The following is a 19,125-nucleotide window of genomic DNA, read 5'->3' on the forward strand; positions in this document are numbered from 1 at the left end:
CTCGGCCATTGCCTGGATGGCCATGGTAATCATCATATTGCAGGCGATCTTGGCCGCGTAAGCTCCGGAGGGATCTTCCCCCATTGGCCAGACACGCCTGCCCAGAACCGCAAATACGGGTGCAAGCCTGTCCAGATGGACTGCGCCGCCAGCCGCAAGTATCTGCAATGCGCCTGCTGCCGCAACATCGGGCCTGCCAAGGACAGGGCTCGCTACGTAGGCCATTCCATATAGGGCGTGAAGCTCTGTCAGTTCGCGTGCAAATGCGACCGATATCGTGGACATGACGACATGGATCACACCGGAGGGGGCGCGTGACACCAAACCCGGATCGACGATCACCGAGCGGATGGCCGCATCATCCGACAGGAGCGTCAGAACGACATCGGCGTTGAACGCCTCCTCCGGTGTCTGCAACGCAGCCACGCCTTCAACCGTGCGGCCCGAGCGCGTCCAGGCACAAACGTCATGGCCGTCATGCACCAGATTGGTGGCGATGGCGCGACCCATCGCACCAAGGCCGATCAGGGCAATTTTCATGCTGACACCTCTAAATTCGATGCAAGCCATGCCAGCACAGGAGCCAGCGCCGCGTCGGAGTTTTTCTCGTAGATCAGCCCATGCCCGTTACCATGCACCCCATGATCCGGAAGATGCATCACTGTGGCAGAGGCCCCCGCGTCATTGAGGAATGCGGCGGTCGGCGGGCTTGCCGCTGCAAACGCGCTGGCCTCGGCGGTGACGATCAGGATCGGCTTCCCGGCCAGAGATGGTAGACGATATGTTCCGGGCTCTGATGCGTGCAGCATTGCCGCATCCTGTACGGGCGGTTCGAAGGCGAGCGGCGCTGCGGCGATGCCCCAGCTCATCGGACCAATATTGGGGATGGTTGCGAAGGGCGGTCCCATCGGCTCGATGGCGATGATGCCCTGTACGAGATCGGGCCTTCTATCGGCGACGAGCCAGCCATCCGGGCCCGAGGCTGAATGTGTCAGCAGGATCGCGGGACCGATCCTGTCCAAAAGCGCCGCGATCCGGTCGGCGTCCATCGTCTGGGAGGTACAGAGATCAGCAGGCAACGGCCCGTAGCCTGCAACGAATGCGTCGAGCGCGCCCTCATCATCCGCGTCAAACGGCCATTGCGTATGGCGCGGGTCGGCTTGGGGAAAATAGATCTGACGCGCGGCTTCATAGGAAAACGGCGGTCCCATCGCACCGGTGATTTCCGTATGCAGGGGAGAGCGCCCATGTCCCGGCCGGTCGATCACGAGGGCGACGTAGCCTGCCTCGACCAGACGCTGCGCCCATCCCGGCCGACCATCAGGCGTGTCGAACCACTCCGTGCCCTGAAACCCGCCTCCATGCATCAGGATGATCGGATAGGGGTGAATGACGTGTTCGGGTGCCTCCCACTCCACATACATGGGCGCGCGCTGATAGCGCCGCCCGGAATGGGTCACGCGCTCTCCCGGGATCCAGAAATGCCCCCGGCGAATATTGCGCAATGGCGCATGCGACCATGGTTTCTCATCACTCATGTCAGGTCCTCAGAGAGGGATTGCGCGCAGGCGGGACGGTAGGAGATCAGTAAACCGCGGAATATCGGCCATGACGGCCGAAGCCTCCGGACTGCCGAATGCGCGCTCCATGCTCGACGCATCTGCGAAGCGACATTCGCACAGGGCGATCGTCCCGGGATTATCCTGCGCCGGATAGAATGCGGCGAGCGACACGAGCCCATGGGGCGCAAAGGCGCCCCTCACCAGAGGCAGGTGATGAGCGCCGTAATATTCTCGGTCGAAACGATCATCTGAAGCACCGCGATAGATTACAAAGAGCACCGCCTCGCTCATGCGCCGAAACCGCCATCGATCGTGTGCATGGCGCCCGTTATCCCGCGCGCATGCGGACCCGCGAGATAGGCGACCAGATGGGCTACGTCCTCTGCTGTGCCGTGGCGCTTGAGCGCCATTTCGTCATGCATTGCTTGTGCGAGGAGGCCATCATGGGGGTTCATATCCGTGTTCGTTGGCCCGGGCTGCACCACGTTTACCGTAATATCGCGCGCGCCAAGATCCCGGGCGAGACCGCGCGCAAGGCCCTGCAATGCCGATTTGCTCATTCCATACGCTGTGATCCCCTCGAATGGCATACGGTCCCCGTGCACCGAGCCGATCAGTATGATCCGTCCGCCCTTCTTCATCTGCCGCGCCGCCTCGACGGAGGCGAAATACGGGCCGCGGATATTCACGTCGAACAGATGGTCGACGGAATTGGGCTCCAGGGTCAGTGGATCGCCCGGCAGCAGTACGGCGGAATTATAGACGAGAACATCGAGCGGGCCCGTATCGCGCAACAGGGTGATCGTTGCATCACGGTCCGAGGCATCGCTGCGGATGGCGCGTGCGCCGGTTCGGGCCGCGACTGCTTCTGCCGCTTCCCGCGAGCCCGACCAGGTGAACGAGACGTCGTCGCCTTCCGCCGCAAACCTCCCGACGATTGCTGCCCCGATCCCTCGACTACCGCCGGTGATCAGGACTTTTCGTGCTGTCGAACCTGACATGAGGCGCTCCTTGAATTTATTGATCGAACGCTACATAATTAATGCAGGATTATCGTCAAGGGTTTTTTGAGTGACCGATCAATTATCGTCGAAGGCCGTACGAGGTCGTCCCCGCCGGTTCGACCCGCAAGAGGCTCTCTCCGCTGGGCGCGCGCTGTTCCACACGCATGGCTATGAGGCGCTGGGCATTGCCGCCATCACTGAGGCAATCGGTATCAGACCGGCCAGCTTCTACGCCGCGTTTGGCAGCAAGGCCGCCTATTTCGAGAGGATCGCTGAGGCCTATGCCGCTGAGATCTTGCCTCTCGACATCTTCTTCCGCGACGACCGTCCGGTCATCGACAGTATTGCCGAGTTGCTGGGGGACGCTGCGCGTACTTACACAGCCTGCAGCGATCGGGCCGGGTGCCTGATCCTTGAGGCCTTACGTGCCGATCGCAGCGATGAGGGGAGAGGCATCGCCCTGCGTATCGCCCGGGCTCGTCGTGAAAAGCTTGAGGCCCTGATCGCCCGCACGGCGCCACAGGTAGCGTCGATGGTAACCGATGTCCTGACCGTGACGATGGCTGGTATGTCGGCTGCGGCCCGTGATGGCGCGAGCTGCTCAAGCCTGGAACAGGTCGCGGCGGTTGTCATGGTCGGGCTGCGCTCACTCATTGGGGGGAACACCTCGGCGAGAGCGCTCCACGGCCACGCGCCGTGACCGACACACCCTTCCAGCCAGGCAGGTTTTTCGCGCAAGCAGGCCCGATCATATGGATGACCAGCGAGGCTTGTTCGTCACCGCATGCCGATACGTGTGCCATCCCTCTCCGACAAAGCCGATCATATGACCCGCAGCCCCCTCTTCCGTGCGCTGGCGTAGGTCATTGCGGTTCGCGAAGATGATCCCGCTCCTCTGGCAGGGGGCGATATATCGTAGTGAGATGTTTGAGAGAGGCCACCAGACGCGCCATGAGCAGGTGCGGCAGTCGACGCAGATCAACTCAATGCCAGTTATTGCCCAGCACCTCTGTCAAGGTGCCCATGCCGAAGCAACAAGGTTCGAGCCTCAGGGGCCGCCCTCTGTTCCGTCCGCTTCAGAGTGGCGCAGGTTTCTTCCATGCGACGATCGACAGGGGAAAAGTAAAGCGAATGACGTTATCGATCTCACTGGCACGCATACCAGACCGGTCTTGACCGCTTGCAATTTCCTCTCTGAATAACGCGGTCAGAGCCGGCAGATCTTCCTGTGCCACCTGATCGGTCAGTTGCGACTCCAGGCGGTATTGATGAACCATCAAAGCCGACAGCCCCGCCTCGTTTCCGAGAGCTTCGAGCTCAGCCAGCGTTAGGGCGCGGGTATGAGAGGCGTCACGCAGTTTCTCGGCTTCGTCATAGCGCTCCCGACATTCGGGCGTGGGCGTGGCGTCGATCACGATCACCCGCCCACCGGGACGACAGACCCGAACCATCTCCTGCAGGCAGAGCGCCGGGGTCTCCATGTGATGGAAACTGTAGCGCGTCACGACACGATGGAACGCGCCGTCAGCGAAGGGGAGGGCGCGTGCATTGCCAATCTGGAAGCAGGCAGTCGTGCCGGTTTGCCGGGCACGCTGTTGGGCCTGGTCGATCATGGCGGGTGTGAGATCGATGCCGGTCACGACCCCGCCTTCTCTCGCCAGGGCACAGGCGACAATCCCGGGGCCGCATGCCACATCGAGCACGCTCATCCCCGGTTCAACAGCGCAGGCGGCTATCGTGTGCGCCATGCTCTCGGCCTCGGCATGGAGAGGGAGCGCAGCAAACGGGGAGGCCCAGCGCGTGAACTGGTCGATTATCCGTGTGTCATGAGGGGATGCCGCATCGGTCATGATTGTTCCTTTCCTTACCCCGGCAGGTTAAGGCACAGAACCCTGGCCGACTAACGATGCGCGGTCATAAAATAGCGGGAAACGGCCAGATGAAGACCCTGACAGACGAGGAGACGCGCGTCATTCTGGCCGAGACTGGTCTGGATGCGCCGTGCAATGCAGCTTTCGCCCTGCGCAAGGTGACGGAGCCGGTGGCTTATGGCTGGCATGAACACCCCTACCACCAGATCATCTATGCACGGAAAGGGACGACTCAGGTCGAGGGGCGGGACGGGGTGCATCTTCTGCCTGCGGGGCACGCCGTCTGGATATCAGCCCATGTCCCGCACAGGACGATGATCCGCGATCTCGATGGCGTATCCCTTTTTTTCAGGGTCTCTCAGGGGGATGAGAAGAGTGGCAGGATCGAGATTTTTCCCGTCGCGCCCGTACTGCGCGAGATGGTGTTCTATGCCCTGCGCTGGCCTGGGGGCGAAAGGGAGGAATGCCCGATCGCAGCGGTTTTTTTCAGGACCTTGCTGCTTCTGGTGCGGGAGCAGTGCGACGCGGTCCGCGCCGGCAATTTTGTCCTGCCTCGGGCGCGTCACTCCGGGCTCGTCAGGGCCATGGATGCAGCGCGCGCTGATCCCGGCTCGGTTGGACTGGACGCAGTTTTGCGGGTGGCAGGGATGTCGGAACGCAGCTTTCGAAGGCATTTCCGAGAGGAAACCGGCATGAGCTGGCAGCACTGGATCACGCAGGCGCGGTTATTTCACGCGGCGATTCTGCTCGGTCAGGGGGAAAGGGTGACGTATGTCGCGGCTGAAGCCGGCTATGCGTCCATGAGCGCTTTCGCCAAATCCTTCACGCGAGTCATCGGCCTTGCTCCGCTGCAGTATCAGAAGCGAAGCCGGGGAATGGATGATGAGCCGCCTCCGGGAGGAGGGGAGTCATTCTGACGCCCGGACCAGCCAATTTCGCGGAGTTTAGGTCCGGGATGGGGTTTTCAGAGGGCGACGCCCTCTCGCCTAGCCCGCATCCCGGCCTCTCCTGTTCGGCTTACTTCCCTGCAGAGGGAATCGTATTCTCGTAGCGGTCCCAATGGGTGGCAAGTTCACGCACGACGACGCTGCCGATCTGATAGGCGGCGTTTACCGAGGGGATGAACGCTGAATAGCCCTTCTCATTCGCTTCATCCGAGAGAAGCTGCGCGGCGGTCTGACCCGGAGGCGGCATGTCGAAATTGCTTGCGGTGCGCAGAAGCAGGGCGCGATCGGGATCGACGCGTCCGGCCTTGGCCTGAAGCGCCAGGGCCTGACAGAAAGCGATATCCTCTTCGGCGGTCGTGGCCATGACGCCCTTGTTATCGGTCCAGTAGCGCACCCAGCGTTCGGCCCAGCGGTTCATGAGCTTGCCAACCCAGAAGGTTTCTCCCGAGATCGTGTCGCCGATCACAACAGAAGGGGGCTTCTGGGCGGGGGCATAGCCGCGATAGCGGGCGCGGCTCTGTTTCATGCCATCGCTGTCGGGCAGGGAAATCGATCTGGTGAGGGCATAGGCCCAGTTCGTAAGGCCGGGATTGAGCGTGTAGACCATGTCGCCTGACAGCGAGTGCAGGGGCGGGCGGGGCGACTGATCGGGGCGGCTGCCCTGTACGGGTGTAAAGCCATCCGGCCAGTCTTTCGGGATCTCGCGTGGGTCGACCAGATGCGCGAGGCCGCCATTGATCACTCGGGGGGCCCAGACGGCAGAGCCGATCGTTCCGAAATCGGGGTCGATCCCTGCAATGCCGGCGAGGACGAAATAGCTGTGACGCAGGTCGAAGCGAGGGTCGAGAATGAGTGCCGTCATGGCAGAGGCCATGTGCTGTGGACCTTCACCGGAAGCGATGGCGAGGACCTGCAACTCCGGGTTGTAGTGCATCACCTCATGATCGGTGCCCGGTGCGGGTAGCGTCTGGCTCAAGGGGAGCTTTTCGATCCAGTTCTGATACTCGCCCGGGGTGTCGCCCGTGTCCTTGCCAATCTCGAACGTGGTTACAACCACAACGCGAACTGGAATTCTGGCGGGGCTGGACTCGGCGGCGGCTGGGAGGGAAAAAGCGGGCGCGATGAGCGCCGTGCCGCAAAGGGAGAGGGCCGAGAGGGCAAGAAGGCGCTTGAGCATCGGGCGAAGGGTCCTCACTGGAAAAGGGGCTCGTGGCTGACAGTGTTTTCAAAAGCGGCGAAGTTCTGCTCGAGCTGAAGCTGGAGGCGGGCTTTCTGGCTTTTTTTCAGGAAATCCGCACAGGCGAAGCTCTGCGGCGCCTTGCAGAGTGTGGTCACATGATCCCCGTCCCAGAGCGATGTGCCGGGAATGAAGGCGTAGGTCAGACTGTTGCGAGACAGGGTTTTCAGATCGGCATAGCTCAGTGATGTGGTGGTAAGCGCCCTGAGGTAGTCTTCGGTCAGATTGCTGCGCGATACGCCTTCATCGTCGGTCGAAAGCACGACGGGTACATGGGCGCGGCGATAGAGACTGAGCGGATGCTCTGCGCCGCTCACTCCCAGGATCTGGGCATTGCTGACCAGATTGACCTCAACCGCGATACGGCGCTGCGCCATCTCGTTGAGAAGGCGTATGGCGTCTTTCTCCCAGGTGATATCCACGCCATGGCCGATGCGCTCGGCACCCGCGATCTCGACCGCGTCACGAATGTGGCTTTGCAGGCCGCTGGCGGGAACGAGGGAGGGGGTCAGTTCGCCTGCGTGAAGGCTGAGCCGGACATCGGGGTAGAGCGCGCCCAGCTTGGCGAACATCTGCATATGCAGTTCGTAATCGGCCATGGCGGTACTGTTGTCTTCGGGGGCGACGAAATTGAGCCCGACAAAGCGCGGATCTTCATGGGCAAGAGCATAGCCTGCATCGAGCTGGGCAAAGACCTGGGCCGGGGTCATCGTGCGGATGGCCTGGAACAGATACCGCACCGTCACCGAGCACCCAGGATGCGCGGCAGGGGTATCGCATTGCAGGATGTCGCGGGCCTGATGCTCCATGTCGTCCGTATCGCGTCTGGCTTCAGCCACCAGACGGGGACGCTCGTCCTTGAGTGCCTGATGCGCGGCGTCAAGGTCGAGATCATGCAGGGGGTGCTGGTCGCCCGTCTTGACCATGCTGCCCAGAGCCGGGGAGATCATCAGTTCGAGATAGACCACGTGATCGGCGGCAGCCTGATCGCGAGCCTGGGCGAGCATCTCGCCCTGGTGGGCTGCGAGCACAGGAGCGAAGCGTCCGAAACTCGAGAAAAAGTGATCGTGACCGGAGTGATCGGCGGGCGTCGGAACGAAATCATGCATCGATAAGGAATCGATCATGACCGCGCGGGCGTCGTCACGCGCATGCAACTGGGCGGCGGGAATATCGCCGGGCGTTGCCAGACGGCACTTTGTTGGCAGGATGCGTCCCTGCGAAAGCGAGACGCATAATCCGTCTCCTGACGCCCATTCGAGAAAGCTTTCGGCCGAGATGGCCCCTGCGAGATGGTTATGAAGATCCCCACCTTTGGGAAAATTGCGCATGAACAGGGTCATGCGCGCGGGGTCGCTGCGCAGATGATCGAAGATGCGGGCCGTCGCCTGTCCCTCCGGCGTTTCGGCCTGGGCGGAGAAGAGCGGAATAGCGAGGGCTAGGGCGGGCAGGAGGCGAGGCAACATGCCGCGAAACGTGACGAAACCTGTTTGCTTTTGCAAGCGGGCGGGCGAGAGCCGAGAACGTTTTTTAACGGAGAAGGCGCCGCATGATCGCGGGGAGGTGCAGGTCGGGCGCAAGCTTTGGCGACGAGTGCGAGCCGGATGGGCAGGACTGCCCCGGATCCGCCAGGGAAGATGGCCGTGCCAGGAGAGTTTTGGGTGAGGCGGGATTATATTTCCATGCACGGGGGCATGGGCGGCCTCGGGTCGGACGGATGGTCCGGAGGGAGGGGCACCTGACGATTACGCTAGGGCAGAAGTCAGGGCATCCCATGACAGGCCATGCCACTGCGGGATCCCGCAGTGGCATGGCCTGTTGATCGGCTTACTTGCCGGCCAGAGCGTCCTTGACGTTCTTGGCAGGGGAGTAGCTGAGCTTCTTGGACGCAGCGATTTCGATCGTTTCGCCGGTCTTGGGGTTGCGGCCTTGGCGAGCAGCGGTGGAACGCACCTGGAACTTGCCGAAGCCCGGGATAGACACTTCGTCACCCTTGGTGGCGGCGTCGATGATGCTGGCCCAGACGGTGTCGAGGGCGGTCTTGGCGTCGGCCTTGGTGCCACCGGTGGCGGCGGCGATGCGGTCGATCAGATCAGTGGACTTCATGGTGATCCTCTTGCGTTTGAAATGGCCGTGGAGCCTTAGGCGCAGTTCGAAGCGATAACAAGGCAGGAAATGCAATATTCCTGATTGTTCTCTGCCGTCGAATCTCCCAATCATACAAGAGTTTCCGGAAATGGCGAAGGGGCCACCCCCATTCATTCAACCAGTTTCCATCATGCGGGGGGTCATTCATGCGCGAGACGATACGCTTCTTTCTGGGGGACCGCCTCGTCACGCTCGATGATGTTGCTCCTGATCGGACCCTGCTGGACTGGCTGCGTCATGAGGGGCGCACCGGCACCAAGGAGGGCTGTAACGAAGGGGATTGCGGCGCGTGCATGGTGATCGTGGCGCGACGCCGCTCCAGCAGCGAAATCTCTGGCGCGGGAGGGGAAACGGGCCGTGGACGCGCCATGCCATCCGGGGTGAGCCTGCGCGCGGTCAATGCCTGTATCCAGCTTCTGCCCATGCTCGATGGCGCGGCAGTTTTCACCATTGAGGATGTCGGCTCCGCAGAGGCATTGCACCCGGTCCAGCAGGCCATGATTGCTCTCAATGGCGCGCAATGCGGCTTCTGCACGCCGGGATTTGTGATGTCGATGGTGGCGTATCGCAATACCGATACCCCTTCAGATGACGATAGCGCGATCGATTCCGCTCTTGCGGGCAATCTGTGTCGCTGCACCGGCTACGCGCCCATCGTAAGGGCCATGAAGCAGGCGCTTGCGGCCCCGGATTCAGCTTTCGAAGAGCGTGTCCAAGCGCTGGACGATCGGCTGGCGGCGCTTGAGGATAGGGCAGATGTTGAAATCGAGACCGCACAGGGCAACGTGTTTCTGCCAGCCTCGGCGGAGTCTCTGGCGCATCGGCTCATGGCATATCCCCAGACGCTCATCGTCGCCGGGGCGACGGATGTTGGGCTGTGGGTGACCAAGGCGATGCGCTCCCTGCCGCGTGTGGCCTTCATCGGGCAGTGCGCCGACCTCGCGACGATCGAGGAGACAGAGGATGGGCTGCGTATCGGGGCAGCGGTCACCTATGAGGCTGCGCGTGCAGCACTGGCGCGCATCCTGCCCGATTTCGGCGTCCTGATCGGTCGTATCGGCTCGACGCCGATACGCAACAGCGCCACGCTCTGCGGCAATATCGCCAATGGCTCGCCTATTGGCGATGGGCCGCCAGCCCTGATTGCGGCTGGAGCGACGCTCCATCTGCGTCGGGGTGAAACACGGCGGAGTCTGCCTCTGGAGCAGTATTTCCTCGCCTATGGAAAGCAGGATCGTCGGGAAGGAGAGTTTGTCGAAGCGGTGAGCGTGCCTCGTCAGAAGGAGGGGACATTCTACCGCAGCTACAAGATCTCCAAACGCTTCGACCAGGATATCTCCGCGGTTCTTGCGGCCTTCGCCCTTTGCCGCGATGGCTCCGGGCGGATCATCGAGGCGCGTCTCGCCTTTGGCGGTATGGCGGCGACACCGTGTCGTGCGCCCAGAGCAGAGCAGGCGCTGCTGGGTCAGCTATGGAACGAGACGACGCTCGAAGCCGCCCGAGATGCCCTGGCCGAGGATTTTACGCCTCTGAGCGATATGCGGGCCAGTGCCTGGTATCGGCAGACAGTGGCTGCCAATCTGCTGACGCGATTTTATGAGGAAAGCCAGGGGGAAACCATGCGCCTCGCCGAGGCCGGGAGCCTCACCCATGTCTGACCGCATCAACACGTCTGACTGCATCGGGACCCTTCCGACCGAGACAGAGAGCGCCGGAGACGGGAAGGGCCGCCCGGAAGTGGCGGCTGACGCCTCAGCGTTCAAGGCTGGGAAAACCCGGTCCATGAAGCATGAGAGCGCAATGCTGCATGTGACCGGGCGCGCGCTCTATATTGACGACATACCTGAGCCCAAAGGCTTGTTGCATGTCGTGCCGGGGCTCAGCGCAAAGCCGCATGCGCGTCTGATCTCGATTGATCTCGATGCGGTCCGCGCCGTGCCCGGTGTGGTCCGGGTGATCACCGCTCAGGACATTCCGGGCGAGAATCAGACAAGTCCCGTTCATGCCCATGATGAGCCGCTTCTTGCGACCGATCTCGTGCAGCATGTCGGCCAGCCGATCTTTGCCGTTGTCGCGACCGAGCGCGCGATTGCCCGGCGCGCCGTGCGTCTGGCACGTATCGTTTATGAGGAACTCCCGGCGGTTCTCGATATCGACTCTGCAATCGAGAATGGCGGCGCGCTGGTATGGCGCCCCCTCACCATGGAGCGTGGCGCAGTAGAACCTGCGCTCGAGGCCGCGCCGCGCCGCCTCAAAGGACGCGTGACCATAGGCGGGCAGGAGCATTTTTACCTGGAGGGTCAGGTCGCCATGGCCCAGCCTGGCGAGGCGGGGGAGATGCGTGTCTGGTCCTCCACCCAGCATCCTTCCGAAACGCAGCATCTTGTCGCGAGCGTGCTGGGGCGCCCGCATCACCTCGTCACGACCGAGATCAGGCGTATGGGGGGCGGCTTTGGCGGCAAGGAGTCCCAGGCCAATGGATGTGCCTGTCTTGCGGCGCTCGCGGCGGAACTGACCGGTCAGGCAGCCAAGATGCGCCTTGATCGCGATGATGACATGGTCATCACGGGCAAGCGTCATGATTTCAGGGTTGATTATGAGGTCGGTTTTACCGATCAGGGCGATATCCTTGCCGTGGACATGCAGCTTGCGGCGCGTTGCGGCTGGTCGGCCGATCTCTCGGGCCCGGTGACCGATCGCGCCCTGTTTCACGCAGATAACGCCTATTTCTACCCTGACGTGCGGTTTCGTTCTCTCGCCCTGAAGACCAACACCCAGTCCAATACGGCCTTTCGTGGTTTTGGCGGCCCTCAGGGGATCGTGGCGGCAGAGCGTGTCGTCGAGGAAATCGCTTTCGCGACCGGGCGTGATCCGCTCGATATCCGTCTGCGCAATGTGTATGGCACAGGCACACGAGACGTGACGCCCTATCACATGGTGGTTGAGGATTCGATCAGCGATCTCGTCATGACCCAGCTGGCCGAACGCTGTGCGTACCGCGCCCGGCGCGACGCGCTGCGTGCGTTCAACGCGACCAGCCGCACCTTGCGCAAGGGCATTGCGCTCACGCCGGTCAAGTTCGGTATTTCGTTTACCGCAACCCACTATAATCAGGCCGGTGCCTTGGTTCATGTCTATACCGACGGTTCGGTACAGGTGAATCACGGCGGCACGGAAATGGGTCAGGGTCTGCACACGAAGATGGTGCAGATCGTGATGAACGAGTTTGGTCTCGACGCGCAGAATGTGCGTATCACGGCCACCACAACCGGCAAGGTGCCCAATACCTCGGCCACCGCTGCCTCATCGGGGGCCGATCTGAACGGCATGGCGGTACTCGACGCGGTCAGTCAGATCAAGGCGCGTATGGTCACCTTCGCTGCCGAGAAATGGCAGGTTGCACCAGAAGCGATCCGCTTTACCTCGGAAGGGGTACGCATGGGCGAGGCCCTCGTACCATTCCGTGATCTGGTCTGGCAGGTCTATTTCGCCCGCATCTCGCTCTCGGCCAGCGGGTTTTACAAGACGCCCAAGATCTCCTGGGATGCGGCAACCGGGCGCGGCCGGCCCTTTTATTATTTCGCCTACGGCGCCGCCTGCGCTGAAGTCACGCTGGATCTGCTGACTGGCGAAAACAGCATCGACCGGGTCGATATCCTGCATGATGCTGGGCAATCCCTGAATGCGGATATCGATATCGGCCAGATCGAGGGGGCCTTCGTTCAGGGCGCAGGCTGGCTCACCACCGAGGAACTGGTCTGGGACAAGGAGGGCAGGCTGCGTACTCATGCCCCGAGCACGTACAAGATCCCTGCCTGCTCAGACCGCCCTGCTATTTTCAACGTGACCCTGCTCGACGACGCCCCCAATCGCGAGGCGACCATTTACCGCTCCAAGGCGGTCGGAGAGCCGCCTCTCGTTCACGGCGTGGCCGTACTGCACGCGTTGTCCGATGCCATCGCCAGTCTGGACGGGTATCGGCGCTGCCCCGGGCTCGACGCCCCGGCAACCCCTGAACGGCTGTTGCGCACGATCATGCAGGTGCAGGCCCGCGCCGCGCAGGGAGAGCCCTCCTGATCGACCTGGATCTGGTCCGAAGCTGGCAAGGCTCGGCCGTGGCGGTACTGCGCGTGGTGGTGGCCGAGACAAGAGGCTCGACCCCCCGCGAGACAGGCGCCTTCATGCTCGTGACCGAGACTACCCAGACTGGCACGATCGGCGGCGGAGATCTGGAATTCCAGTGTCTGGAACATGCCCGGCTGATTCTGAGGGGAGAGGCTGTGCGCGAGGATCGTCGCTTCACTTTGGGGCCTGAATCGGGGCAGTGTTGCGGCGGCGTTGTCCTGATCCGGTACGAGCCCGTCTTTGATCTCGATGAGGAACTGCGCCGACTTGAGCAACGTCGCCTCGATTGGCCGACGCTAAGTGTTTTCGGCGCGGGGCATGTGGGACGTGCTCTGGTCAGGGCGGCCGCGCTCCTGCCCCTGTCACTCCGCTGGATCGACCCGAGGCCGGAGGAGTTCGGCCCGGTCCCCGAAGGCGTCATGGTGCAGGTCAGCACAGCCTGGGAGAGCGAGATTGCCTCATTGCGTCCGGGGGATGGCGTTCTGGTCATGACACCGAGCCATGCTCTGGATGCGCTGATCACCGGGGCAGCACTCGAGCGGGGCGATCTGGCCTATGTCGGGTTGATTGGATCACACACCAAGAGACGGCGTTTCGAGTCCGGGTTCAGAGAGATCGGTCTCGCCCAGAGCAGGATCGATGCCCTGGTCTGTCCGATCGGAGATCAAGGCCTGCGCGACAAGCGACCCGAGATCATCGCGGCTCTGGTGGCGTCGGAGCTGGCAAGGCGATTGGTGCCGCGCATTGATCATGGCAGACAGACAAGCGACAGCAATGACGCGCAGCATGATGCGGCTGCAGCACTGGATCAAGGAGAGAGACGATGACGGGACCTGGGCCCATCAAGGGTATTCTGTTCGACATGGATGGCGTGTTGCTCGATAGCGAGACCCTGTCTCTCGAGGCGTTCGTTAGCGCGGCGCGTGAACTGGGGCATGATATGCCTCTCGACTTTGCCCGCCAGATGATCGGTTTGCCGGGCGATGCCTGTGCGAAGCTGGTGACGGATACCTATGGTCCCGATATCGATCTGGGTCGCCTGTTCCGGACCCAGGATGTGCACATGCACAAGCTGGTTGAGGCAGGCGGTCTGGTGATGAAGGAGGGGGTGGTCCCCCTGCTCGATTATCTTGACGCACGCGGCTTGCCACGTGCCATAGCGACATCGTCAGGACGGTCCCGCACCGAGACCCATCTGCGCCATGTCGGTATTTATGATCGCTTCGATACGATCATCACGCGGGATGATGTCAGCCGCGGCAAGCCCGACCCCGAACCCTATCTCAAAGCGGCACAGGCGATCGGCGTCGAGCCCGCATTCTGCCTGGCGATCGAGGATTCCCATAACGGCGCGCGCGCTGCCCATGCGGCAGGGATCAGGGTGATTGTGGTGCCCGATCTGATGACGCCCAACGAAGAGATCATCGGCAAGGCGCATGAAATCATGAACGACCTGCATCAGGTGCGTGAATTCATCGAGCGTGCGGATCATACCACCTGACTCTCGCTCGAGTGCGGGGTCGTTACCCCGCGCTCCTATCGGCTGGCGTCAGTGGCAGCCGCCGCCCTTACAGCCCGAGCAACCGTTGCAGCCCTTCTTTTCTCCTGAGGCAGGAAGGGCCTTGGCGAGGCCAAGCCGTGCCTTGAAAGAAGCCGCATGGGCTGGGAACAGCCTGTTCAGCCAGAACAGGAGGGCAACGGTCACAAGGGCGATGACGATAAGACTCTGCATCATGGCGATCATCCGGTCAGGGCGCGTGTCACATGATAGGTAAGAAAGGCCGCGGCATAAGCAAGGCCGAAGAGATAGGCCGCAGCTCCCAGAACCACTTTGAGCGAGCGGGTCTCGCGACGCATGACTGCAAGAGTCGAGATGCATTGCGGCGCGTACACATACCAGGCCAGCAACGCAAAGGCGGTTGCCATGCTCCAATGCGCGCTGAGAAGCGGCATGAGCTGGTTCGCGGCATTGTCATCCGAGGCTCCCAGAGCATAGACCGTGGCCAATGCGCTGACGGCAACCTCGCGTGCGGCCAGACCAGGAATGAGCGAGACGCAGATCTGCCAGTTGAAGCCCAGCGGCGCAAAGATGGGCAGCATGAAATGGCCGATATGGCCAGCGAGACTGTAATCGATTGCGGCGCCCGTAGCATTGGCCGGCGGCGCAGGGAAGCTGGAAAGTGCCCAGAGAAGCACATTGAGCGAGACGATGATCGTGCCGACGCGCGACAGGAACATGATGGCCCGCTGCCAGAGCCCCAGCGCCACGCTTTTCAGATTGGGGGTGCGATAGGGAGGCAATTCGAGCATCAGGGGATGCTCGTCTGATGCAACGCCACGCGTCATGAGTCGGGCTGCGATGATGCCGCTGATAATTGCAACCAGATACAGCCCGAACAGGACCAGCCCCTGGAGCCCGAGAAAGCCGAGCACGGTGCGATGAGGCACGAAAGCCGCGATCAGCAGCGTGTAGACGGGAAGCCGCGCCGAGCACGTCATGAGCGGTGCGATCAGGATCGTCACCAGCCGGTCGCGGGGATTCTGGATCGTGCGCGCTGCCATGATGCCTGGAATGGCGCAGGCAAAGCTCGAGAGCAGCGGAATGAAGGAGCGCCCGCTCAACCCTGCAAGCGCCATGATCCTGTCGAGCAGGAAGGCTGCGCGTGGCAGGTACCCTGTTTCCTCCAGGGTGAGGATCCACAGGAACAGGATCAGGATCTGGGGCAGGAAGACGATGACCGTTCCTGCACCCGCGATCACGCCGTCGGCCAGAAGGCTGCGCAGCAGCCCCGGAGGAAGCGGAGAGACGACGATCTGCCCGAGCGAGGTGATGCCCGCTTCCAGCGCGTCCATGATGGGCTGGGCCCAGGCGAAGACCGTCTGGAACATGAAGAAGAGAACGACCAGAAGGATGATCGGGCCCCAGACCGGATGGAGGAACCAGCGATCGAGGCGATCGGCCATCCGGTCGCCCCTGAGCGTGCCTTCATTGGTGAAGCGGGTGATGAGCTGGCCGACTTCACCATGGACGTCGAGGTCCGTCTTCATGGCAGGTGGCGGCAGGAATTCGGGCTGATCGAGCGCGTTCAGCAGATTGGCAATGCCGCTCTTGCGCAGGCTGATGGCGGGAATGATAGGTAGGCCAAGCGCTGCGGCGAGGCCCGGTACGTCAATGGTGAGCCCGAGTCGTTCGGCCTCGTCCATCATGTTGAGCACCACGATCATGGGGCGGCCGAGTTGCATGAGTTCCAGCAGGAAGCGCAGATGCAGCCGCAGATTGCTGGCCGAGACGACACAGATGATCAGATCCGGCTGCTTTTCGACCGGATGCTGCCCCATGCAGACGTCACGGGTGACGTCTTCATCCGGGCTTGTGGCACTCAGACTGTAAGCACCGGGCAGGTCGAGCAGGCGAATGGCTCTGCCATTGGGGGTCGTGAGATACCCCTCCTTGCGCTCGACCGTGACGCCCGCATAGTTCGCGACTTTCTGGCGACTACCTGTCAGCTGGTTGAACAACGAGGTCTTGCCGCAATTGGGATTGCCCACGAGGGCGGCGCGCAAGGGTCTGGTGGCCGTCTCCGGCAGTGTGACGGCGTCCATATACAGATCAGAGATCGTGTTTGAGCGTGATACGCGAGGCCTCACCACGGCGGAGGGCAAAACAGGTCGAGCCCAGCCGCACGGCAATGGGATCGTGGCCCACGGGGCCTGTCGCCACGATTTCGACCGGAGCACCCGGAATGAACCCCAACTCGCCCAGTCGCGTCGCGATCGGATCATTGGCCATACGCGCGACGACCTGGCTGATGACCGCGTGAGCGCCTTTGGGCAGGGTGTCGAGTGTCATGAGGAAAGCCCATCTATAGCCGGAAAATGGCGTTCTGTGAGAACGCTTCTCAATTGCCTAGATAGTCCTTCATGTTTTCTTAGGGAAGGGGGCGGGGGTGAAATCCTTTGTGACAGAACCCCGTCATGGGCAGGAGGCCGTTCCATCAGGAGGTCTCGTCGGGTTTCTCACTGCTGATAAAGGGAAACGGGCTGGGGGGCGAACTCTCCTTCCGCGCAATCGTGATGGCGGCCACGATGGCATCGCGCGCGCGAGGGCTGTTGTGCCAGCAACGTGACCCGAGATGTGCTGCGATGCGCAGGCATAAATCTTCCGGCTCATGGCGGGAAAGGGCGGACAGAGAAGCGATACCAACCTGCTCAAGACGCAGGATAACCGTGGGACCAATATGCTTTCCCCGCAGGAGTTTCAGTCTCTCGTCTGCGCTGAACTGCGGTGCGGATGGTGTATCACTGCTCACGATGATTCTCCCCTATGCCTGCAAAGCCAATGGACCATTCGGGAAAACCACAAAAGAAGCCATCTACCTTGCGAAATTGATGCTTTTGAGCGGCTTGCCAAGAAGGATTTCTGGTTTGTGGACGTAAAACAATACGTTTGGAGAATAACATGGCGATGATCGCGAAATACAGGAGCTGTGTCGTCGATTATATCAATGTGTTGTGACGTTGATTTGATGTTGATTAACGGTGTTTGGTCAATTAGGTACCCATGATCCGAACCTGGCACGGTTTTCGTGCTTGCGCATCGCAATTCACCTTTGAAATCGAGTAGATGTGTCTTGTCTGAACACGCACCGCACGATGTCCTGATCATTGGCGCAGGACTGGCTGGCCTCACTCTGGCGAAGCAGTTGCTCGACGCCGATCCGGCGCTTGGGATCTGTATCGTTCACAACCGCAAATTCCCGTACCCCGAGCGTATCCACAAGGTGGGAGAGTCTACCGTGGAAATCGGGGCCTATTATCTGGCGGAAATCGTGGGGTGCAAAAGACATCTCGAGACTGAGCATCTGCGCAAAATGGGGCTGCGCTTCATCCAGACGCAGGGCCTGACCGGCGATGCCCCGTATCGCGAGATCGGGCTCGGCTATTATCCGCATCAGCCAACCTATCAGATCGATCGCGGCAAGCTGGAAAACCACCTGCGCGACGCGTTGGGGGAGCGTGTCACCCTGATCGAAAACAGCCGCGTCATGGAAATCGAGCGCGAAGGCGACCTGAATAATGTGGCGGTGCGTGACCATGACGGTGTCGTGGCACCGGTCGCAGCGCGCTGGGTCGTGGACGCCTCGGGGCGCGGGCGTGTGCTGATGAAGAAATTCGAATTGCAGCGCCCTGCGGGGATCAATCACTCAGCCATCTGGTTCCGTGTTGCGGGCAAGGTGGATATCAACGAGTTCCTGAGTTCGCAGGATGAGGCTAACCCGTTCGGTCATGCGCGCGAGCGTGGGCGGAGCACGACCCATCTGATCGGGCGAGGCTATTGGGTCTGGATCATTCCCATCAGCGAACAGACCACCAGCATCGGCATTGTTTTCGATAATGGCATCCACAGTCTTTCAGAACTGAGTTCGCATCCCCTCGCGACTTCCTGGCTCGCCAGGCATGAGCCGCGTTTCCATGCTTATATGCAGCGTGAGGCATTCGAAGTGATCGACTTCGTGATGCTGCGCAATTACTCCTATCTGTCTGCACAGTTTCTGTCGAAAGAGGGATGGGCGCTGACCGGAGAGGCCGCAGGATTCGTTGATCCCATGTATTCCAACGGCACGGATATGATCGGGCTGGCGAATACCATGATCACCAACGCGATTACCCAGCCCGACGGGCTGGAGCAGATCGAGCGGATGAACGGCGTCATGGCGGAGGCCTATGCCGGTTTTGTCGATACCCACAGGGAGTCCTATGCAGGTTTCGACGACTGGAACTATGTGTTCGTGAAGACGAACTGGGATGCGACCTTCTATTTCCTTTTCATGAGTGTGCTCTTTATGAACGGCAAATTCGCCGATATCGGGTTTATCGAGAGCATCCACAGCGAGATCTCGGCTTTCTACAAGCTGCATCATCAGGTCATGACCTATCTCAGGCAGCCGGGCGCCGTTTCCGATGATTATGCATTGCCGGAATTCATCAATCTTGTCGGTTCGATACAGGACTATGCCAATCGCTCGATTTTCCTTGCCGACAAATCGAATGACGCGGTCAGGGCCCTGCTTGAGAAAAACATGGTGATTCTGCGCGAACTGGCTGACTCGATCATGCAGAACAAGAGCTTCGACGAGAAGTTCTTCACCATGGCGGCGAGACTCGACGCTGCCTGATACCTCCCGAGGTCTGTCTGCCGGCGCTTTCCGGCATCGCGAGCCCAGGCGGGCG

The 19,125-nt window shown here is 61.3% G+C and carries 19 protein-coding genes; 7 read left to right on the top strand and 12 right to left on the bottom strand.

Features of this window, described 5'->3' with window-relative positions:
- The 4 genes from C0V97_RS11195 to bdcA all read right to left on the bottom strand — a co-directional run.
- On the bottom strand, positions 1-540 hold a 540-nt coding region (locus tag C0V97_RS11195), incomplete at its 3' end, for an NAD(P)-dependent oxidoreductase (protein ID WP_148114936.1).
- On the bottom strand, positions 537-1,538 hold the full coding sequence (locus C0V97_RS11200) for an alpha/beta hydrolase (protein WP_127102682.1): 1,002 nt from the start codon (positions 1,536-1,538) through the stop codon (positions 537-539). The genes C0V97_RS11200 and C0V97_RS11195, both read right to left, overlap by 4 nt.
- Before the next feature lie 9 nt (positions 1,539-1,547).
- Positions 1,548-1,853 carry an EthD family reductase gene (locus C0V97_RS11205; protein ID WP_127102683.1) on the bottom strand — a complete coding sequence of 102 codons (306 nt, stop codon included), beginning with the start codon at positions 1,851-1,853 and terminating at the stop codon, positions 1,548-1,550.
- Positions 1,850-2,563 (bottom strand): SDR family oxidoreductase, encoded by a 714-nt coding sequence (gene bdcA, locus C0V97_RS11210; protein ID WP_127102684.1) that lies wholly within the window; start codon positions 2,561-2,563, stop codon positions 1,850-1,852. The genes C0V97_RS11205 and bdcA overlap by 4 nt, the downstream gene beginning before the upstream one ends.
- A gap of 70 nt (positions 2,564-2,633) precedes the next feature.
- On the opposite strand from bdcA, the gene C0V97_RS11215 reads away from it, so the two are divergent.
- Positions 2,634-3,266, top strand: a complete 633-nt coding sequence (locus tag C0V97_RS11215; protein ID WP_127102685.1) for a TetR/AcrR family transcriptional regulator — start codon at positions 2,634-2,636, stop codon at positions 3,264-3,266.
- A gap of 376 nt (positions 3,267-3,642) precedes the next feature.
- On the opposite strand, the gene C0V97_RS11220 is transcribed toward C0V97_RS11215, so the two are convergent.
- Entirely contained in the window at positions 3,643-4,416 is a 774-nt protein-coding gene (locus tag C0V97_RS11220) for a class I SAM-dependent methyltransferase (protein ID WP_127102686.1), read from the bottom strand.
- Between the two features lie 89 nt (positions 4,417-4,505).
- Between C0V97_RS11220 and C0V97_RS11225 the strand changes: the two genes are divergently transcribed.
- A complete protein-coding gene (locus C0V97_RS11225) occupies positions 4,506-5,354 on the top strand; it encodes an AraC family transcriptional regulator (protein ID WP_127102687.1) in 849 nt (282 codons plus the stop codon).
- Positions 5,355-5,454: 100 nt separating this feature from the next.
- Here the strand turns inward: C0V97_RS11225 and C0V97_RS11230 are convergent, their stop codons facing one another.
- From C0V97_RS11230 to C0V97_RS11240, 3 genes are all read right to left on the bottom strand, one after another.
- A complete protein-coding gene (locus C0V97_RS11230) occupies positions 5,455-6,561 on the bottom strand; it encodes a purine nucleoside permease (RefSeq protein ID WP_127102688.1) in 1,107 nt (368 codons plus the stop codon).
- A 14-nt stretch (positions 6,562-6,575) separates the two neighbouring features.
- Positions 6,576-8,087 (bottom strand): adenosine deaminase, encoded by a 1,512-nt coding sequence (locus C0V97_RS11235; protein ID WP_127102689.1) that lies wholly within the window; start codon positions 8,085-8,087, stop codon positions 6,576-6,578.
- A 361-nt stretch (positions 8,088-8,448) separates the two neighbouring features.
- Positions 8,449-8,727: an HU family DNA-binding protein gene (locus C0V97_RS11240; RefSeq protein ID WP_025884597.1), complete on the bottom strand. Its 279-nt coding sequence runs from the start codon at positions 8,725-8,727 to the stop codon at positions 8,449-8,451.
- A 188-nt stretch (positions 8,728-8,915) separates the two neighbouring features.
- Between C0V97_RS11240 and xdhA the strand changes: the two genes are divergently transcribed.
- The 4 genes from xdhA (at position 8,916) to C0V97_RS11260 (ending at position 14,395) form a co-directional block, all read left to right on the top strand.
- On the top strand, positions 8,916-10,427 hold the full coding sequence (gene xdhA / locus C0V97_RS11245; RefSeq protein ID WP_127102690.1) for a xanthine dehydrogenase small subunit: 1,512 nt from the start codon (positions 8,916-8,918) through the stop codon (positions 10,425-10,427).
- A 124-nt stretch (positions 10,428-10,551) separates the two neighbouring features.
- Entirely contained in the window at positions 10,552-12,846 is a 2,295-nt protein-coding gene (gene xdhB, locus C0V97_RS11250) for a xanthine dehydrogenase molybdopterin binding subunit (protein WP_233582134.1), read from the top strand.
- A 38-nt stretch (positions 12,847-12,884) separates the two neighbouring features.
- On the top strand, positions 12,885-13,721 hold the full coding sequence (xdhC, locus tag C0V97_RS11255) for a xanthine dehydrogenase accessory protein XdhC (RefSeq protein ID WP_233582114.1): 837 nt from the start codon (positions 12,885-12,887) through the stop codon (positions 13,719-13,721).
- Positions 13,718-14,395, top strand: a complete 678-nt coding sequence (locus C0V97_RS11260) for an HAD family phosphatase (protein WP_127102693.1) — start codon at positions 13,718-13,720, stop codon at positions 14,393-14,395. The genes xdhC and C0V97_RS11260 overlap by 4 nt, the downstream gene beginning before the upstream one ends.
- Positions 14,396-14,443: 48 nt before the next feature.
- On the opposite strand, the gene C0V97_RS11265 is transcribed toward C0V97_RS11260, so the two are convergent.
- The 4 genes from C0V97_RS11265 to C0V97_RS11280 all read right to left on the bottom strand — a co-directional run bounded on the left by C0V97_RS11265 (position 14,444) and on the right by C0V97_RS11280 (position 17,204).
- Positions 14,444-14,629 carry a hypothetical protein gene (locus C0V97_RS11265; RefSeq protein WP_127102694.1) on the bottom strand — a complete coding sequence of 62 codons (186 nt, stop codon included), beginning with the start codon at positions 14,627-14,629 and terminating at the stop codon, positions 14,444-14,446.
- A gap of 5 nt (positions 14,630-14,634) precedes the next feature.
- Positions 14,635-16,497: a ferrous iron transporter B gene (locus tag C0V97_RS11270; protein WP_127102695.1), complete on the bottom strand. Its 1,863-nt coding sequence runs from the start codon at positions 16,495-16,497 to the stop codon at positions 14,635-14,637.
- Positions 16,498-16,504: 7 nt separating this feature from the next.
- On the bottom strand, positions 16,505-16,744 hold the full coding sequence (locus C0V97_RS11275) for a FeoA family protein (RefSeq protein WP_127102696.1): 240 nt from the start codon (positions 16,742-16,744) through the stop codon (positions 16,505-16,507).
- Positions 16,745-16,889: 145 nt separating this feature from the next.
- A complete protein-coding gene (locus C0V97_RS11280; RefSeq protein WP_127102697.1) occupies positions 16,890-17,204 on the bottom strand; it encodes a helix-hairpin-helix domain-containing protein in 315 nt (104 codons plus the stop codon).
- A 321-nt stretch (positions 17,205-17,525) separates the two neighbouring features.
- Here C0V97_RS11280 and C0V97_RS11285 point away from each other — a divergent pair, with 321 nt between their 5' ends.
- A complete protein-coding gene (locus C0V97_RS11285; RefSeq protein WP_158625406.1) occupies positions 17,526-19,070 on the top strand; it encodes an NAD(P)/FAD-dependent oxidoreductase in 1,545 nt (514 codons plus the stop codon).
- Positions 19,071-19,125: the final 55 nt, after the last annotated feature.

This window comes from Asaia sp. W19 (assembly GCF_003994335.1).
In the GTDB taxonomy this organism is placed as follows: domain Bacteria; phylum Pseudomonadota; class Alphaproteobacteria; order Acetobacterales; family Acetobacteraceae; genus Asaia.

Coding starts and splice junctions, on each gene's coding strand:
- C0V97_RS11240 (WP_025884597.1), bottom strand. CDS start 8,727: ATGAAGTCCACTGATCTGATCGACCGCATCGCCGCCGCCACCGGTGGC.
- C0V97_RS11200 (WP_127102682.1), bottom strand. CDS start 1,538: ATGAGTGATGAGAAACCATGGTCGCATGCGCCATTGCGCAATATTCGC.
- C0V97_RS11225 (WP_127102687.1), top strand. CDS start 4,506: ATGAAGACCCTGACAGACGAGGAGACGCGCGTCATTCTGGCCGAGACT.
- C0V97_RS11275 (WP_127102696.1), bottom strand. CDS start 16,744: ATGACACTCGACACCCTGCCCAAAGGCGCTCACGCGGTCATCAGCCAG.
- C0V97_RS11270 (WP_127102695.1), bottom strand. CDS start 16,497: ATGGACGCCGTCACACTGCCGGAGACGGCCACCAGACCCTTGCGCGCC.
- C0V97_RS11260 (WP_127102693.1), top strand. CDS start 13,718: ATGACGGGACCTGGGCCCATCAAGGGTATTCTGTTCGACATGGATGGC.
- C0V97_RS11220 (WP_127102686.1), bottom strand. CDS start 4,416: ATGACCGATGCGGCATCCCCTCATGACACACGGATAATCGACCAGTTC.
- xdhA (WP_127102690.1), top strand. CDS start 8,916: ATGCGCGAGACGATACGCTTCTTTCTGGGGGACCGCCTCGTCACGCTC.
- C0V97_RS11230 (WP_127102688.1), bottom strand. CDS start 6,561: ATGCTCAAGCGCCTTCTTGCCCTCTCGGCCCTCTCCCTTTGCGGCACG.
- C0V97_RS11205 (WP_127102683.1), bottom strand. CDS start 1,853: ATGAGCGAGGCGGTGCTCTTTGTAATCTATCGCGGTGCTTCAGATGAT.
- C0V97_RS11265 (WP_127102694.1), bottom strand. CDS start 14,629: ATGATGCAGAGTCTTATCGTCATCGCCCTTGTGACCGTTGCCCTCCTG.
- bdcA (WP_127102684.1), bottom strand. CDS start 2,563: ATGTCAGGTTCGACAGCACGAAAAGTCCTGATCACCGGCGGTAGTCGA.
- xdhB (WP_233582134.1), top strand. CDS start 10,552: ATGAAGCATGAGAGCGCAATGCTGCATGTGACCGGGCGCGCGCTCTAT.
- C0V97_RS11235 (WP_127102689.1), bottom strand. CDS start 8,087: ATGTTGCCTCGCCTCCTGCCCGCCCTAGCCCTCGCTATTCCGCTCTTC.